At 61.1% G+C, this 16,926-nt stretch carries 15 protein-coding genes; 13 read left to right on the top strand and 2 right to left on the bottom strand.

Annotated features, from left to right (window positions below; translation table 11 throughout):
• The first annotated feature begins 23 nt into the window (after positions 1–23).
• The gene (locus tag FOB47_RS23990; RefSeq protein WP_105793868.1) at positions 24–1,091 is read left to right on the top strand and encodes an MBL fold metallo-hydrolase; all 1,068 of its coding nucleotides are present in this window, start codon (positions 24–26) and stop codon (positions 1,089–1,091) included.
• Positions 1,092–1,101: 10 nt separating this feature from the next.
• Here the strand turns inward: FOB47_RS23990 and FOB47_RS23995 are convergent, their stop codons facing one another.
• A complete protein-coding gene (locus tag FOB47_RS23995; protein WP_105793867.1) occupies positions 1,102–2,322 on the bottom strand; it encodes a phenylacetate--CoA ligase family protein in 1,221 nt (406 codons plus the stop codon).
• Between the two features lie 27 nt (positions 2,323–2,349).
• Positions 2,350–3,138 (bottom strand): enoyl-CoA hydratase/isomerase family protein, encoded by a 789-nt coding sequence (locus tag FOB47_RS24000; protein ID WP_012248115.1) that lies wholly within the window; start codon positions 3,136–3,138, stop codon positions 2,350–2,352.
• Between the two features lie 185 nt (positions 3,139–3,323).
• On the opposite strand from FOB47_RS24000, the gene FOB47_RS24005 reads away from it, so the two are divergent.
• The 12 genes from FOB47_RS24005 (at position 3,324) to FOB47_RS24060 (ending at position 16,915) form a co-directional block, all read left to right on the top strand.
• The gene (locus tag FOB47_RS24005; protein ID WP_105793866.1) at positions 3,324–4,421 is read left to right on the top strand and encodes a CaiB/BaiF CoA transferase family protein; all 1,098 of its coding nucleotides are present in this window, start codon (positions 3,324–3,326) and stop codon (positions 4,419–4,421) included.
• 123 nt (positions 4,422–4,544) lie between these two features.
• Entirely contained in the window at positions 4,545–5,783 is a 1,239-nt protein-coding gene (locus tag FOB47_RS24010) for a thiolase family protein (RefSeq protein WP_105793865.1), read from the top strand.
• A 64-nt stretch (positions 5,784–5,847) separates the two neighbouring features.
• Complete coding sequence (locus FOB47_RS24015; RefSeq protein WP_012248118.1) at positions 5,848–7,401, top strand: class I adenylate-forming enzyme family protein; 1,554 nt, start codon at positions 5,848–5,850, stop codon at positions 7,399–7,401.
• A gap of 90 nt (positions 7,402–7,491) precedes the next feature.
• Positions 7,492–8,253 carry an SDR family NAD(P)-dependent oxidoreductase gene (locus tag FOB47_RS24020; RefSeq protein WP_105793864.1) on the top strand — a complete coding sequence of 254 codons (762 nt, stop codon included), beginning with the start codon at positions 7,492–7,494 and terminating at the stop codon, positions 8,251–8,253.
• 134 nt (positions 8,254–8,387) lie between these two features.
• Positions 8,388–9,188 carry an ABC transporter ATP-binding protein gene (locus tag FOB47_RS24025; protein WP_012248120.1) on the top strand — a complete coding sequence of 267 codons (801 nt, stop codon included), beginning with the start codon at positions 8,388–8,390 and terminating at the stop codon, positions 9,186–9,188.
• A gap of 8 nt (positions 9,189–9,196) precedes the next feature.
• Positions 9,197–11,152: an AMP-dependent synthetase/ligase gene (locus tag FOB47_RS24030; RefSeq protein WP_205609868.1), complete on the top strand. Its 1,956-nt coding sequence runs from the start codon at positions 9,197–9,199 to the stop codon at positions 11,150–11,152.
• Complete coding sequence (locus tag FOB47_RS24035; protein ID WP_012248123.1) at positions 11,149–12,033, top strand: branched-chain amino acid ABC transporter permease; 885 nt, start codon at positions 11,149–11,151, stop codon at positions 12,031–12,033. The genes FOB47_RS24030 and FOB47_RS24035 overlap by 4 nt, the downstream gene beginning before the upstream one ends.
• A 3-nt stretch (positions 12,034–12,036) precedes the next feature.
• Positions 12,037–13,089: a branched-chain amino acid ABC transporter permease gene (locus FOB47_RS24040; protein WP_012248124.1), complete on the top strand. Its 1,053-nt coding sequence runs from the start codon at positions 12,037–12,039 to the stop codon at positions 13,087–13,089.
• A gap of 74 nt (positions 13,090–13,163) precedes the next feature.
• The gene (locus FOB47_RS24045; RefSeq protein WP_012248125.1) at positions 13,164–14,426 is read left to right on the top strand and encodes an ABC transporter substrate-binding protein; all 1,263 of its coding nucleotides are present in this window, start codon (positions 13,164–13,166) and stop codon (positions 14,424–14,426) included.
• 57 nt (positions 14,427–14,483) lie between these two features.
• Positions 14,484–15,272: an ABC transporter ATP-binding protein gene (locus tag FOB47_RS24050; RefSeq protein WP_041862736.1), complete on the top strand. Its 789-nt coding sequence runs from the start codon at positions 14,484–14,486 to the stop codon at positions 15,270–15,272.
• A gap of 26 nt (positions 15,273–15,298) precedes the next feature.
• The gene (locus FOB47_RS24055; RefSeq protein WP_041862737.1) at positions 15,299–16,096 is read left to right on the top strand and encodes an enoyl-CoA hydratase; all 798 of its coding nucleotides are present in this window, start codon (positions 15,299–15,301) and stop codon (positions 16,094–16,096) included.
• Between the two features lie 54 nt (positions 16,097–16,150).
• Positions 16,151–16,915, top strand: a complete 765-nt coding sequence (locus FOB47_RS24060; RefSeq protein WP_105793861.1) for an SDR family NAD(P)-dependent oxidoreductase — start codon at positions 16,151–16,153, stop codon at positions 16,913–16,915.
• Positions 16,916–16,926: the final 11 nt, after the last annotated feature.

The following is a 16,926-nucleotide window of genomic DNA, read 5'->3' on the forward strand; positions in this document are numbered from 1 at the left end:
CGGCGTATCGTGAGGAGTCCGCCATGAACACTGAAGACGAAGGTAGCACAGCTGCCAAGCCTGGCCTGACATATCCGTGCGGAGAGGTTCCAGAGGCGGGAACCGCCAGGGAAATCGCGCAGGGGGTGCAGTGGATACGCATGCCCCTGCCGTTCCAACTCGACCATATCAACATGTGGGCAATCCGTGATGGGGCCGGCTGGTCGCTGGTGGATACCGGCATCTGGTCGCCCGATACGGCGGCGGCTTGGCGCCGGTTGTTTTCCGGTGTGCTCGGGGATCCTGTGACGCGCGTCTTCGTCACCCATATGCATCCCGACCATATCGGCATGGCGGGCTGGCTGACCCGGAAGTTTGGCTGCAAGCTATGGATCAGTCGCCTGGAGTACCTGAGCTGTCGCGTGCTAGGCGCCGATACCGGTCGTGAAGCGCCGGAGGACGCCGTGCAATTCTATCGTCGGGCCGGCTGGAATGACGAAGACATCGAAAACTACCGCACGCGGTTCGGCGCCTTCGGTAAGATGATCTATGCTTTGCCCGACAGTTATCGGCGCCTGCGGGATGGCGAAGAGCTTCATATCGGCGGACGGCTCTGGCGCGTCGTGGTGGGCACGGGGCATTCGCCAGAGCATGTTTGCCTGTACTGCCCTGAGCTAAAGCAGCTGATCTCGGGCGACCAGATATTGCCCCGCATATCATCCAACGTCTCGGTATTTCCCACTGAGCCGGAAGCTAACCCACTCTCAGACTGGCTGGATTCGCTTGAAAAACTGAGGCGCGAAGTCCCGGACGACGTACTGGTGCTTCCTTCACATAATGAGCCGTTTCATGGCTTGCATCATCGGATCGACTCTCTTTTGCAGAGCCAGCAGCGCGCGCTCGAGCGGCTGCGGAAAGCTCTGTGCGAACCGCGGCGTGTGATCGACGTATACGGGGCACTGTTCGCCCGGGCCATCACCTCGGACCACCATTTGATGAGCATGGCGACGGGAGAAAGTTTGGCCCATCTCAACTATCTCGTAGCTCGAGGTGAAGCTTCGGTGCGAATCGGAGACGACGGCTGCGCCTGGTATCAGATGGCCGCCGCCTAACAGCGATTCGCTAAGTACCGCTCTTGCGATCTACCACTAGTACGGTTTCCGCCGCCAGGGCATCGGCCGCTAGCCATTCGAAGTGATCGGGCTTGAGCCGGGACAGGGTCTGGAATTCCTGGGCCACCGTCTGCGCCAACGAATCCTGTCGTGCCGAGGGTTCGACCGCCAGGCGTAGTGTGACTTCCTCGCGGTTACCGGGGCAGGTGATCACCGCCTGAGCGGCGCGCACTCCAGGAATGCGGATGGCCAACTCCTCCAGTTGCCGAGGATAAATGAAAATTTCCCTGGCCTTGACCGCCTGCCCGACCCGGCCCTGTATTTGGCCGATCCTGCTAACACATCCGTCATCACCGATTTCGAGGGCGCAAGCGACGTCGCCGGTGCCGAAGCGAATCAGCGGCCAACCGGGCGAAAGCGTGGTAACGACGATTTGGCCCGGCGTGCCCGCAGCGACTGGCAAGCCGGTGACTGGGTCGCAAATCTGCACCAGACGGTCTTCGTGGATTGCATAACCTTCTTGGCCCTTCTGTTCGTAGCCAATCAATCCAAAATCGCCGGTGGCGTAGGTGGAGAAGGTTCGAATGCCATAGCGCTCCTCGAGGCGGCGGCGCTTGCCCATCCAATCTCCCATCTCGCCGCCCAGTAGAGCAGAGCGCACTTTCCAAGCTCGCGGCAGCTCGTGACCGAGGCCCTCCAGTGTCTCGACCAAGGTCATGAAAAAAGCGGTGGAAGCGCAGATGCAGGTGACACCCAAGTCGAGCACAATCTTTGCCTGCAATTCGGCGCCGCCGGTCCCGGCAGGAATGACGGTGGCGCCGCAGGCGACAATGCCCTGGTCAAGCAGAAGGCCGGCGGGAACGAGGTGATAGGACCAGGTGTTCAGAACGCGGTCGCCCGGCCCTACACCGGCAGCCTGAAACACCCGTGCAAAACCATGTCCATCCCGGTCGGAGCGCAGGTGCGGTTCGTTCAGGGGGCCGGGCGAGACAAAGATGTGCGCGATATCCTCTTCCCGAGCGGCGAGGAACCCGCCGAACGGCGGATGTGATTGCTGAAGCGCTAGCAGTTCGTCCTTGCTGGTGACCGGCAGACGTGTCATATCCTGGGCGGTGCGCAGGTGGGCTGGCGTCATCCCGGCTCTTTCATAGATTGCCCGTATGGCCGGCGCCATCTGCCAAGCGGTTTCCTGCGTGGCACGCAGGCGGGCGAAGCGGTCGAGGGGTGTCATGGTCTCTCTCCTCACAAACAGGCGTTCCTAGCGACCGGTGAACACCGGCGCTCTTTTCTCGTTGAATGCGGCCAGGCCTTCCTTCATGTCCGCGCTATGGGCATGCACCTCGGAAGCCAGCAGTTCTAGCCGCAAGGCCGATTCGATCGGCTGGGCCAGTCCATCATCAACCAGTGCCTTCATTCGGCGCAAGCCAAGAGGGCTCTTCCGGGCTAACGTGGCGACCAGCTCGCCGGTAGCGGAAAGCAGCTCCGCATCTTCCACCACCTTGTTCACCAGGCCGGCGGCCAGCAATTCCTCGGCCGGCAGGAATTCTCCCGTATAGAGCAGATACTTCGCACGACTCGGTCCTATCTTTCGCGGCAGTCGTACCGATCCGCCGCCGCCCGGAAGCAAGCCGTAGTTGGCGTGCGCGTCGCCCAGCTTGGCCGAGCGGGCCGCGATGACCAAATCACAGCACAGTACCAGCTCGAGGCCGCCGGCTAGCGCCAAGCCGTTGATTGCGGCAATGACCGGCATCGGAAAGCTCTCCACGCGGTTCATGAGGGCCAGTACCTCGCTCAGGAAGTGCCGTGTTCCATTGTCGGTGTCGCCGACCTGGCTTTGCACGTACTTCAAATCGGCGCCGGCGCAAAAAGCGCGTCCATTGCCGGTCAGTACCACGGCACGTACGCCGTCAGTGTTCTGCGCCTGATCCAAGGCTCGGGAAATTCCGGCCAGCACCCGTGGCGTCAATGAGTTCATTGCTTCAGGACGGTTTAGGGTGATCCACATGGCGCCGTCGCGCACCTCGGAAATGATCTCTTCCTCATTCATGGGCTGTCTCCTCTGGTTTGGATTGAGTGTCTTATCTTGAACTATTTTCTTCCAGTTGGAAAGTCAAATAATTATGTGGTAATTTATCTTACCAGTCGGTAGAATCAAAACTCGAATTCTCTACCGTGCTGTGGAGTTCACAAGTTCGGATCGGTGGCTTTTTTGTTTCGCATGAGAGGAAAGCAATGATTCTCCCGCTTGAAGGCATACGTATTCTTACCCTGGCCGAACAGTATCCCGGGCCGTTCGCCACTCTGGTGGCTGCCGATCTCGGCGCCGAGGTAATCATCGTTGAACGAAGCTCCGGAGACCCGGCGCGCCAATATCCTGGCTTTCACGCGTCACTGAACCGGAACAAGAAGTCGGTGGTGCTGGATCTGAAGACGGAGCAGGGCAAGGAAAGTCTGCGTAGTCTGATACGTGACGCCGACGTCCTGATGGAGGGATATCGGCCCGGGACTATGGCTCGCCTCGGATTCGATTACGCCGCCGCAGCCACAATCAATCCACGCATTGTCTATCTGTCGATCTCGGGATTCGGGCAAACCGGCCCTTACCGCGATCGGCCGGCACACGACTTGTCATATCAGGCGCTGGCCGGCCTCCTGTCTCGCCAGGCGAAAACCGGCCGAATCGAAGCACCGCCGGACCTTGCAATCGGCGACCTGTCATCCGCAATGTTCGCATTGACCGGCATGCTGTCGGCCCTGCTGCGCCGCGAGCGCACCGGCCAGGGTGCATATATTGACGTTTCCATGACGGACTGCTTGGTTTCATTGATGACCACCATGCTGGCGCCGCGCATGAACGGCATGAATGAGGGTTTCGTCAACGATGAGCCAGGTTACGGCACGTTCGAATGCGCGGATGGAAAGTTACTGACGCTGTCAATCGCGCATGAGGACTGGTTCTGGCAACCGCTGTGCCCGCTGTTGGGTATGGACGACGTGGCCGCGTTGCGGCATCCAGAGCGCGTCGCCGAGCAGACCGTATTGCGAGCGCGAATCACAGCCGCTTTGAAGCACCGATCGCGAGAAGAATGGGGCGCCGAGCTAGACCGGGCCGGCATTCCGTGGGGGGCGGTCAATTCCCTGGAGGAAGTGGTCGCCGACGAGCATTTCCGGCATCGCGGCATGTTCAGGCAAGTGGCGCGTAACGACGGCGGTTCTTCTTGGCACGTGGCACAGCCGTTGGTATTCGGAGGCTTCCACCCGGGGCCGCTGACCGACGTTTCTCCCTTGGGCGCGGACACGGATGCCGTGCTGGCCAATCACAAAAGATAACTCATAAGTTAATACTAATTACCCGTTAGGTATGTTATTTACTCTGCGGTAAAAAATGTGTATGGTGTCTGCAAGGCCGTTGTGCAGACAAAGAAAACAATCTGGATGATGGAGGAGTGACACATGGAACAGATTTATGTGGTGGGCGTTGGCATGACGCCGTTTGGACGCCACCTGGATGTCAGCATGAAGGCCCTGACCCGACAGGCGGTCGAAGCGGCGTTGGCCGATGCGGGACTTGGCAAGGAGGCGCTGGAAGCGGCTTTTTTCGCCAATGCGTCGCAGGGCCACATGGAAGGCCAACACATGATTCGCGGTCAGGTGGCACTGCGCGCGATGGGGTTGGGTGGCATCCCGGTTGTCAACGTAGAGAATGCTTGCGCCAGCGGAAGCAGCGCTTTCACTCTTGCGGTTAACCACCTGCGCGCCGGAGCCGCCGATGTGGCGCTGGCAGTCGGCACTGAAAAGATGTACTCAGCGGACCGCGACCGCATGTTCTCGGTGTTTGACAGCGCCTGGGACGTGCACGAGGCCGAGCAGATCCGCGAGCGCTTGCTGCAACTTGGTGCGGGTGTCGCGGTCCCAGAGGGGAGCGTCTCGTCCAAGCCGTACAGCGTTTTCATGGATGTGTATGCTGCGTTCTCCCGCGCGCACATGAAGCGCTTTGGCACAACGCAAAGACAGCTTGCCGCGGTGTCAGCTAAGAATCACGCTCACTCCGTTCACAACCCTCTCTCGCAATATCGCAATTCATATACGACCGACGAGGTTCTGGCGGCCCCTCCAATTACCTATCCGCTGACCTTGCCGATGTGCTCGCCGATTTCCGACGGATCTGCCGCCGCCGTCGTTTGCACCGCAGCGGGCCTCAAGCGCTGGAATATCGACCCGTCGCGCGCGATCCGTGTACTGGCCTCGATCGTCCATACCGGGTCAGACCGTGACGATGCCGAATACCGCAATCACTGCACCGCCCTGGCTGCGCGCCGCGCATACGAGCTGGCCGGCGTGGGGCCGCGCGACATCTCGGTGGCCGAAGTTCATGACGCCACCGCGATGGGAGAAATCATTCAGATCGAGAATCTCGGTTTCTGCGAGTTCGGTGAAGGCGGCCCATTTTCGGAGCGCGGTGAAACCAGCATTGGCGGTCGGATTCCGGTCAATCCCTCCGGCGGCCTGGAGTCCAAGGGACACCCTGTAGGCGCCACCGGTATCGCCCAGGTGCATGAGTTGGTGACCCAGTTACGCAACGAGGCCGGCGTCCGGCAGGTGGCCGGCGCGCGACTGGCGCTGGCTGAAAACGGTGGTGGGCTTCAGGGCATCGAAGAGGCGGTCGCCTGCGTCACCATCCTGGGTCGCTAAAACATCAATCGCAAGCTGCAAGTTGGCGCAGACCGGCGACGCAGCTTGGACGAGGAGACGAAAATTGCGTTTAGCAGATTATTTCGACGCGGCCGCGGCGAACTTTCCGCGCCATGAAGCCTTCGTGGATGGGCGAACACGCCTAGTCTACAAAGAGGCACAGGCAATGGTGCACGCCACGGCGCACGCTCTGACCCGTGAGCCGGGGCTACGCGACGGTGCTCATATCGCGATCTATGCGCCCAACGATTACCGCATAAGTTTGCTACAGACTGCGGTCAACCGGGCGGACATGGTATGGGTCGCATTGCATACGCGAAATTCACCCGCCACCAATCTGGCGATGCTGGGATACGCCGACTGCGACCTGATTTTTTTCCATAGCAGCTTCGAGCATCTTGTGCCGTCCTGGAAGGCTGACCTGTCGCAAGTGCAGCGCTTCATCTGCATCGATCGGCCGTCCGAGCACGGGGAGTTCCTGGACACCTGGATTGCCGCACATCGCGAGCCGTACGTCGCTATGCCGGAAGACCCCCAGCGAGCGACGGTACTACAGCCGACCGGTGGCACGACTGGCCCGTCAAAGGGTGCGCTACATTCCCACCGCTCGCTGGAAATGACCCTGATTTCCATCTTCGATATGCTGAAGATTGACTCGGGCTCTCGTATTCTGGCCGTCGCGCCTCTGACGCATGCCGCCGCCATGATCACCTTGGCCGGCGCCGCCCGCGGCGCTTGCACGGTGGTGCTGCCCGGCTTCGACGCGCAAGCGGTTCTGGCCACGATCGAGCGCGAGCGCATCACCCATCTATTCATGCCGCCTACCGTCGTGTACGCCCTGCTCGCGACGCCGCAAGTCGCGATGACGGACCTAAGCCCGCTACGTTGCCTGGCAGTCGGCGCCGCCCCGATTGCGCCGGAAAAGCTGAAGGAAGCGGTGCGGGTGTTCGGGCCAGTGATTTATGAGGTGTACGGCCAGAGTGAATGTCTGTTTCCGGTAGTGGCCAAGCAGCCGGAGGACTACATCCGTGCAGACGGCAGCTTCGATGAGGAGGCGCTACGCTCAGCCGGGCGCGCCGTTCCCTATGCCCGCGTCGAAATCATGGACGACGACGGCAAGCTGCTCGCTCCCGGCGAAAAGGGCGAGATTGTGGTGCGATCTTCGATGGTGATGAAGGGCTATTACAAGAAGCCGGAGGAAACGGCAGAAGTGTCTGGATTCGGCTGGCATCACACCACTGACGTCGGCATCAAGGATGCGCGCGGGCTAATCACCATTGTCGACCGCAAGAAAGACATGATCGTCAGTGGAGGGTTCAACGTCTTTCCGAGCGAGATCGAAGCGGTGATCAACACTCATCCTGCTGTTTTGGACTGCGCCGTTGTCGGCGTGCCCGACGAGAAATGGGGTGAGGCGGTGAAGGCGGTAATCCAGCTGAAACCTGGCCATCAGGCTAGCGGCGATGAACTCATTTCTCTCTGCAAGCGCGAGCTCGGCAGCGTCAAAACACCGAAAAGCATTGAATTCTGGGACGAACTGCCACGCAGCGCTGTCGGCAAAGTGCTCAAGCGCGACATACGGGAAAAGTACTGGCAGGGCCAGTGGCGCTCAGTGTAACTGATCGAGCGCCACTTCAATAGGAAAGGCGCGCCCGACCCGAGAGGCCGTTTCATAGACATTTACTTCAGACAACAAGGAAATTAGTACATGAACGTCAACAACAAAGTCGCCGTCGTCACGGGAGCCGCTTCTGGCCTAGGATTGGCCACCTGCAAGGCCTTGGCCGCAGCGGGCGCCAGGGTGGTGGGCTTCGACCTGGATGCCGAGACTGTGCAGGCCGCGCTGGCTCCGGATATCAGAGGACTGGCGGTCGATGTCGCCAACGAGGCCGATATAAAGACTGGTATCGACACCGTTCTGGAGCTGCACGGCGCCATCCATATCGTGGTCAATTGCGCCGGCATCCTCGGCCCTTGCAAGACATTGTCGAAAGGCCAGATGTTCCCGACCGAATTGTGGGAACGCGTTATCGCTGTGAACCTGAGCGGCACCTTCAACATGATCCGCCATGCGGCGCTTGCCATGTCGCGCAACGAACCGGATGAGAGCGGCGACCGCGGGGTCATCGTCAACACCGCGTCCGGCGCCGCCTGGCAGGGCCAAATGGGGCAGGCTGCATACAGCGCCAGCAAGGCCGGCGTCATTGGCATGACCCTGCCTATCGCACGCGACCTGGCCGAGCATGGCATCCGCATGGTGGCGATCGCGCCAGGCCTATTCGATACCGGCATGGCGGCGGGCATGCCGCCTAAGGTGGCGGACAAGCTCATCAATAACATGGTGCTGTATCCGGCGCGCATGGGGCAGCCGGAGGAGTTCGCCGGCCTGGTGCGCCATGTCGTGGAAAACTCTTATATCAACGCCACTACCATCAGCATCGACGGCGGCGGTCGCGTCGGCACCCGTTAGCGGGGTCGCCACGCCGGAGGCGCTGGGAGGAGCGCCGGCAGAGAAGGAACTGCGGCACGTGGGCTACGCGCCGGCGCTGCGAATAAAACGACAGGAGACGAGATGAGACAAGGTATCAACGCAGCGGGGGCGGCATGAGCGCGCCCCGGGCCGCGACGCAAGGTGCGCCCGTGGTGCTGGCCGCGGAGGGAATCCGCATGGCATTCGGTGGCATCGTTGCGCTCGACAATGTGTCGGTCGAAGTCCGCGCCGACGAGCTGTTCGCCATCATCGGCCCAAATGGTGCCGGCAAGACTTCCCTGATGAATTGCCTGAGCGGATTCTATCGCCCGCAGCAGGGGCGGATCCTGCTCAACCAGCAGGACATCAAAGGCAAGCCAGTCCACGAGATCGCGCGATCAGGGCTGGCCCGGACGTTCCAGGGTACACACATTTTTTCCGGCATGAGCGTGGTGGACAACATCATGGTGGGCCGCCACATCCACATGCGCGCCACATTGCCCGAAGCGTTTTTCTATTTCAACCGCACCCAGCGCGAAGAGTTCGCGCATCGCGAAATCGTCGAAGAAATCATCGAGCTGCTGGAAATTCAGTCGATCCGGCACCAGCCGGTTGGAAGCCTGGGTTACGGCTTGCGCAAGCGGGTCGATCTTGGTCGCGCCCTGGCGCAGGAACCGAAGATCTTGCTGATGGACGAGCCGATGGCGGGCATGAACTCGGAAGAGAAGGAGGACCTCGCCCGCTTCATCCTCGATGTGCGGGAGGCAAAGCGCATTCCAGTCGTGCTGGTCGAACACGACATGGGTGTCGTCATGGATCTGGCCGATCGCATCGCGGTGCTCGATTTCGGCCGCAAGATCGCGGATGGTACGCCCGCCGAGATCCAGGTCGATCCGGCGGTCTTGAAGGCCTATCTTGGCGACGGAGGAAAATGATGTTACCCATGTCAACGCTTCCGCAACTGCTCCAGCAGCATGCGGACCGGACGCCGGAGCGCCTGTCGCAGCGTCACAAATATCGCGGTATCTGGCGTGAGTTCAGCTTCGCCAAGGTCCAGGAAAACGTGCGCGAGCTGGCACTCGGCCTGCATCGACTCGGTATGCAGCGCGGTGAAACGATTGCCATCATCGGTGAAAACGAACCCGAGCACTTCTGGGCTGAATTCGCGGCTCAGGCACTGGGTTGCAAGGTCGTCTCACTTTACCCCGACCTGACAGCGGAGGAGGTTGCCTACGTTCTGGAAGACAGCGAAACGGTGTACCTATTCGCCCAGGACCAGGAGCAGGTCGACAAGGGCTTGGCTATCAGGGACCGTCTACCGCTCCTGCGAGGGATCGCCTATTGGGACGATACCGGCATGTGGTCCTATCGCGAGGATGTGCTGCGCACGGTGGCCGGATTGCAGGAGGAGGGCCGGCGCCTGCATCGCGAACAGCCTGAGCTGTACCGTGCCTTTTTGCAAGAGGGCAAGCCCGACGACATCGCGGTGCTTTCGTACACTTCAGGGACAACCGGCAAGCCCAAGGGCGTGATCCTGAGCCACAAGTACCTGATCGACAATGCGCAGCGCGTCATCGACGCCACCGGCGCCAAGCCGGGCATGGAATATCTCACTTATATCGCTCCAGCCTGGGCGACCGAGCAGATCATCGGCATCACGCTCGGCGTAGGCCTGCCCTTCGTGGTGAATTTTCCGGAGGGGCCGGAACAGGTGCTGAGCAATATCCGCGAACTGGCAGTGGAAGCGATGGTGTTCGCGCCGCGCCAGTGGGAAAGCCTGGCATCGACCATGCAGGCGCGCATGCTTGATGCCGGCAAGATCAGCCGCCGCGTCTACGAGTGGGGCCTAAGCGTGGGCCACGAAGTCAATGTCGCACGCCTGGAGGGGCGGCCGATCAGCACGCGAGCGCGGCTGGCATTCCCGCTGGCCGAGGCGCTAGTGCTGCGGCCGTTGCGCGATCAACTGGGTCTGACCCGCCTCCGGATTGCCGGCTGCGGTGGTTCGACCATGGCGCCGGACGTGTTTCGCATGTTCCATGCGATCGGCGTGCCTTTGCGTAACATCTACGGATCAACAGAAACCGGCCTGCTGACCATGCATCAGGGCGACTGCTACGACCTGGAAACGGTTGGGCACTGGCTGCGCGCTCATCCCGATGCCGATGCGCCGCTGGAATGGCAACTGACGAAGGAAGGCGAGTTGCAGCTCCGAGGTGGCACGCACTTCCGCGGGTACTACCGGCGTCCCGACGCCTCCGCCGAAAAGATCGTCGACGGCTGGTTCTGCACCGGCGACGCGGTCACGCGCAGCGGACGCGACGAATTGGTGTTCTTGGAGCGCATGAGCGATCTACGGCGCTTGGCGTCGGGGGAAAGCTTTCCACCGCAATTCGTCGAAACGCGGCTACGCTTCAGTCCGTTCATCAAGGACATCATGACGGTCGGCGACGCCACGCGCGAGTTCGTGGTGGCACTGATCAATATCGACATGAACGTGGTGTCGCGCTGGGCCGAGGAAAAGAATCTCAGCTTTTCCACCTTCACTGACTTGTCACAAAAGCCCGAAGTGGCGGACTTGCTGCGCACCGAGATACAGCGTGTCAATTCCTTCCTGCCGGCCCATGCGCGGGTTCGCCGTTTCGCCAATTTCCCCAAGGAGCTAGACCCGGACGAGGGGGAGTTGACGCGTACGCGCAAACTGCGGCGCGAATTCCTGGAGCAGCGTTACGCCGCCGTGATTGACGGTTTGTACGCCGGGGCCGATGCGGTCGATATCAAGATCCCCGTCACTTATCAGGACGGGCGCCAAGGCAGCCTGGCCGCCCAGGTAGCCATTCACGACAGCGAGACACCCGCGCAGCGGCACGGGAAAGCTGTCGTTCAGCGGAGGGTAGCATGATTGAGTTTCTGAATTACCTGATCAACGGCGCACTGATCGGCTTGCTGTATGCGCTGATCGCCATGGGTTTCGTGGTGATTTACCGCGCTTCCAAAGTGTTCAATTTTGCCCAGGGCGAGCTGGTCGTGTTCGGTGGCTTCCTGGTCTGGTGGATGGTCATGGAGCTCGGCCTGCCGATGTGGACCGGCCTGCCCTTGGCATTTGCGGCCGCCGCCGCATTCGGCCTTCTGATCGAGCGTCTGTTTTTCTCGCGCTTAGTCGGGGAATCGGTCTTCTCGATGGTGATGGTAACCATTGGCCTGCTGATCCTGATCCGCGGCGTCATCCTGGTTGCCTTTGGTCCCCAGGTGCGGCCGTTCCCCATCGTGTTTCCCCTGGCGCCAATCATGGTCGGCGACCTGCTGATTCCGCGCTCATTGTTCTATGGGGGACTTCTGACCATCGTCATCGGTTTCAGCCTGTCCTGGTTCTTCAACAAGACACGGGCCGGCCTGCGCATGACCGCAGTGGCGGAAGACCACCAGGTCGCGATGTCGATGGGAATCTCGGTGCGGCGCTCGGTGGCATTCGCCTGGGCCCTGGGTTCAGTGCTCTCGACCTTGGGTGCGATCGTTTACTTGAGCGGGAAATCGCTCAACCTGCTGACCTCGGAAATCGGCATGGCCGCTTTGCCGGTCGCACTCTTGGCCGGCCTCGAATCGATCGGCGGTCTGTTGCTGGCGGGGCTGCTGGTCGGCATCGTCCAAGGGCTGGCCATGGCCTACCTCGATCCCTTGGTGGGCGGTGCGGTCGGTTCCGTGCTGCCGTTCGTCATCATGCTTTTAGTGCTGCTGATCAGGCCAACCGGCATGTTCGGCTGGAAGACTATCGAGAGGGTATAAATCATGGATCCAGCAGGCGTATTCGCAACCAGCTTTGCCGGGGATCAGGCGCTGATCCGCACTTCCAAGCAGCGCTGGACCCTGGTTTTGTTCGCGCTGTTCATGATGGCCATGCCGCTGCTGTTCGAGCCGCGCATCGTCGCCATCGTGACCACCATGCTCATCACCGTGGTGGTGGTGCTCGGCCTCCAGATTAACACCGGCCTGGCGGGACAGATCAACCTCGGGCAAGCCGCGTTCATGGGCGTCGGCGCCTACACCACAGCAATCCTGGCCAGCAAGGCCGGATGGCCGATCTGGGCAGCGTTGCCGGTGGGCGGCGTGGCGGCGGCCGTATTCGGCTTTATCTTCGGCATGTCGGCGGTCCGCATCAAGGGCTTCTACCTGGCCCTGACAACGATCGCGGCTCAGATTCTGTTCCATTTCCTGGTGCTCAACCTGCCCGCTTCCTGGCTCGGTGGTTCGGCCGGCATCACAGTACAGCCGGCGGAGATTCTGGGGTTCCGTTTCGATTCGGACCGCTCGATCTACTACCTCTGCTTAGCGGTGGCGGCGCTTATGCTGTTCGGGGCCTACAGCGTGGCGCGAAGCCGGCACGGACGCGCCTTTCTGGCGGTACGCGACGACGATGTCGCTTCCGGGATGATGGGCATCAACGTGGTGCGAACCAAGGCCGTGGCATTTCTGCTGGGCGCCTTTTATGCCGGCATTGGCGGTGGCTTATGGGCGTATTACGTGCGCTTCGTCGCGGTCGATCAATTCACGCTGTTTCACTCAATCTGGCTAATCGCCATGATCATCGTCGGCGGCGTCGGCTCAATCACCGGCGCCCTGATTGGTGTGCTGGTGATCAAGCTGTCGCAGGAAATCATCAGTTCGGCCGGTTCCACCATCGTGGAGCTTGTGCCGTTCCTGGGTGGTGACATCGTATTCGCCGCCATGAACATCTTCCTGGGGGCGATGATCGCCGGCTTCTTGATTTTCGAGCCGCGCGGCCTGATGCACAGATGGCAAACCATCAAGCGCTCCTACCGCTTGTGGCCATTTCCCTATTGAAGAAAATGGGAGCGGCAAGATACGCCGTCTCCCTTGTCGGTGCGTTTGTTCAATAACTATCAAGGAGATGAAAAATGGGTGCTTTCAATAAAAAATTTAACAAACGTCCGGTCCAGTCGCGTGCTTGGATGTTCGCCGCGGCTGGAGGGTTAAGCATGTTGTTTGCCGCCGCCGGAGCGCAGGCCCAGACCACCTACAACCTCGCCGGGCTGGCCGATTTCACCGGCCCCTACGCCGACATCATGAAGGACGTCACTGGCTGTCGCCGCGGGGTCGTCGACTGGTGGAACTCCGAGGTCGGGAAGGAACTGGGCGTGGCGCTGAAGATTAAGGATTACGACACCCGCTACGACGTGGCGCAGGTGGCGAGCCTGTGGCCAGGGGCCAAATCGGAATTGAATCCGATCCTGGTGTTCGGCATCGGCGGACCGGATGCCGCGGCGTTGCAGGAGCGCCTGCCTAATGACAAGGTGCCGATGATCATGGCCACCGCCGGCTACGGCTACGGCTGGAAGCCAAATCCCTGGGTTTTTAATGCGCGTCCCACCTATCCGCACGAAGCGACAGCCTTCATGGAGTGGTTCCGCAAGAAACGCGGCGGCGACGGTGCCCTGAAGCTGGGCATCATCTCCTCGGAAGCTTCGCCCGCCTACGTGGATATCCATAAGGGCATGGAGAAGTACGCCAAGGAAAACCCGAAGCTGTTGGAAGTGGTTGAAACCATCTACACCGAAGTGCAGCCGACGGACTTGACACCCCAGGTGGCACGCCTGGTGCGCAAAGGCGTGGAAGTCATCCAGATCCAGACCAACACGGCGGCGGTGGTAGCGACCCGGCGCGCACTGCAAAGCCTGGGCAAGACCAACATCCCCATCATGATGAGTGCCCATAACAGCCTGCTGGCGTCCGGCAAGGCCATCGGCGGTCTCGCGCAAATGGAAGGCAATTACGAAGCCTACGGCATGGCGATCCCGACCGAGGACAAGACCACGGCGCGCGGCTTTTATGAAAAGCTGCGCGACAAGTACAAGGTCACCGCCGGCTACAACGTTCCCTGCCTGATGGGCCTGAACCAGGCGATCGTGGCGGTGCGCACGATCGAAAACGCGGCAAAGGCGGTGGGTCCGACCAAGCTGACCGGCGAAGTCGTGCGCAAGACGCTGGTGACGACCCCGATCACAGCCGAGCAAAGCTTCGGCGTACTGCCGACGTTGACCTATTCCGAAGACGCGCCGTTTCCAACGCGCGGCCTGACGGTGAACATCGGCACGGTGCAAGGCGGCAAGTACACGATCGTGGACCAAAACGTGGCCGTTCCTGTCCTGAACAAATGGTAAGACCTGCGTGACGCGCCCCGCTCCTTGCGGGGCGCGTGAACTGCTTGGGAGAGACACTTGCTTGAATTGAATAACGTGGAAGCGCTGTACAGCGACGTCATCCTCGCCGTGAAAGGAATTTCGGCTAAGGTTCCGAAAGGGAAATGCGTAACCTTGCTAGGCGCCAACGGGGCTGGTAAAAGCACGACCCTGAAGGCCATTTCGAACCTGATCAGTTGCGAGGACGGCCGGGTTTCAGGTGGCGGCATTTCCTTCGATGGTGCGCCGCTGACCAATCAGGAGCCGGCGCACATCGTCCGGCACGGCATCGTGCATGTGGCCGAAGGTCGGCAGGTGCTGCGACACATGACGGTCGAGCAGAACCTTATCGTCGGCGGTCACATGGTGGGCGGCGCCGAGGCGCGCCGGCGCCTGGACCAGGTGTACCAGCGCATCGGCCGCCTCGCAGCTTTGCGCGGGCGTACCGCGGGCTATCTGTCGGGCGGCGAACAGCAGTTGCTGGTGATTGGCCGCGCCATGATGGCTGACCCCAAGCTGATGATGATTGACGAGCCTTCGCTAGGCCTGGCGCCGCTGATGATCGAAGAAGTGTATGCCTTGCTGGCGCAATTGAAGGCGAGCGGCCTCACGCTATTGATCGTGGAACAGAACACGCGCGTTGCGCTCGACTTGGCGGATTACGGCTACGTTATGGAAAACGGCCGCATCGTGCTTGAAGGCGCCGCCGCCTACCTAAAGGCGAACGAGGATGTGCGCGAGTTCTACCTCGGCCTCACCATGGATGGCGAACGCAAGAGTTATCGTGACATGAAGCATTACCGTCGTCGCAAGCGCTGGCTCGGCTGAGCTGGGAAACCATGGAGGAGGAAAGCATGACTGATTCGCAGGAGGAACTGGTTACCCGCTCGGACCGTGGCGCGGTGAGCTTTCTAGCCCTGAACCGGCCGCAGCGCGGCAACAGCCTGTCGGTGGCGATGATCGATGCACTGCACCGGCGCCTGCTCGAGCTGCGCTCAGAAACCGGCATCGGCGTGATCGTTCTGAGCGGTGTCGGGCAAAGAATTTTTTGCGCCGGGCACGACCTGACCGAGTTCAACGATGAAACGGACCCTGAATTCTTCAAGGCCGTTTCTGTGCGCTGCTCGGCCATGATGCAAGCGATGCGCGAGCAGCCGCAAATCGTAATCGCGCGCGTGGAAGGCGTCGCCACGGCCGCGGGCTGCCAACTGGTAGCCAGTGCCGACTTGGCGATCGCCGCCAGCGACGCCCGATTTGGCACGCCGGGCGTAAACATCGGCCTGTGGTGCCTGACACCGATGGTGGCGCTCGGGCGTGGCCTCCTGCCCAAGCACGCCATGCAAATGCTCGCCACCGGCCGTCTGCATGATGCCGAGTTTGCCTTGCGCGCTGGCCTGGTTAACCAGGTGGTGCCAGCAGCCGAGCTGGATGCAGCGGTTGCGGCACTGGCAAACGAGATTGGCAGCAAGTCCACATATACGCTGGCGCTCGGCAAGCAGGCGTTTTATCGGCAGTTGCCGATGCCGCTGGCGGATGCCTATGAGTACTGCGGTGAAGTGGTGGCACGCAACATGGCGCATGCCGACGCCAAGGAAGGCATCCGCGCCTTCGTGGAAAAGCGCGCTCCGCAGTGGATCGGCCGGCAGCCCTGAATCATCCCGAGGCGCTCGCCGCGGTAGCCGGCGCCCCTTCAATCATGGAAAAATATGATGGAAAACCTGTTTAGCCTGCACGGCAAAACGGCTCTCATCACCGGAGCCTCGAGCGGGATCGGCCAGCATGTCGCTGGCGTTTTTGCGCGTGCCGGCGCCACGGTGGTTTTGGCTGCGCGGCGCATGGATCGCATCGAGGCGGCAGTCGCCGCCTTGCGTGAGCAAGGCCACGCCGCCCATGGGGTTTATCTCGATGTCACCCGGACAGAGACGATCGCGGCGGCCTTTGATCGTGCGGAGCAGCAGTGCGGAGCCCCCATCGATATCCTCTACAACAACTCGGGTGTCATCCACGTCAGCCCCTTCGTCGAGCAAAAGGAAGAGGAAATAGCGCGCATCTTCGATACCAACTTAAAGGGCGCCATGCTGGTCGCACAAGAGGCAGCACGTCGCATGCTGCCGCAGCGCGCGGGAGCAATCGTCAACATCGCCTCGGTGGCCGGCATGCGCGCTGGCGGCTGGCTCGCGAGCTATGCAGCGTCGAAGGCGGCGTTGATCCACTTGACTAAGGTGATGGCGCTCGAACTGGCGGCGAAGGGGATTCGTGTCAACGCGATTTGCCCCGGCACGATCGAGAGTGACATGCACGATGCCTTGAGCGATTTCCAAGAGGGTTTGCTCAAGCGCACACCACTGCGGCGCTTCGGCAGGCAGGACGACCTGGACGGCGTGTCTTTGTTGCTGGCGTCCGATGCAGGCCGCTACATTGTAGGTGCGGCGATACCGGTGGACGGTGGGCAGGCGCTGGCCTGGATGTGAAAAAGGGCGGG

Source organism: Cupriavidus gilardii, assembly GCF_013347325.1.
Taxonomy (GTDB): Bacteria; Pseudomonadota; Gammaproteobacteria; order Burkholderiales; family Burkholderiaceae; genus Cupriavidus; species Cupriavidus gilardii.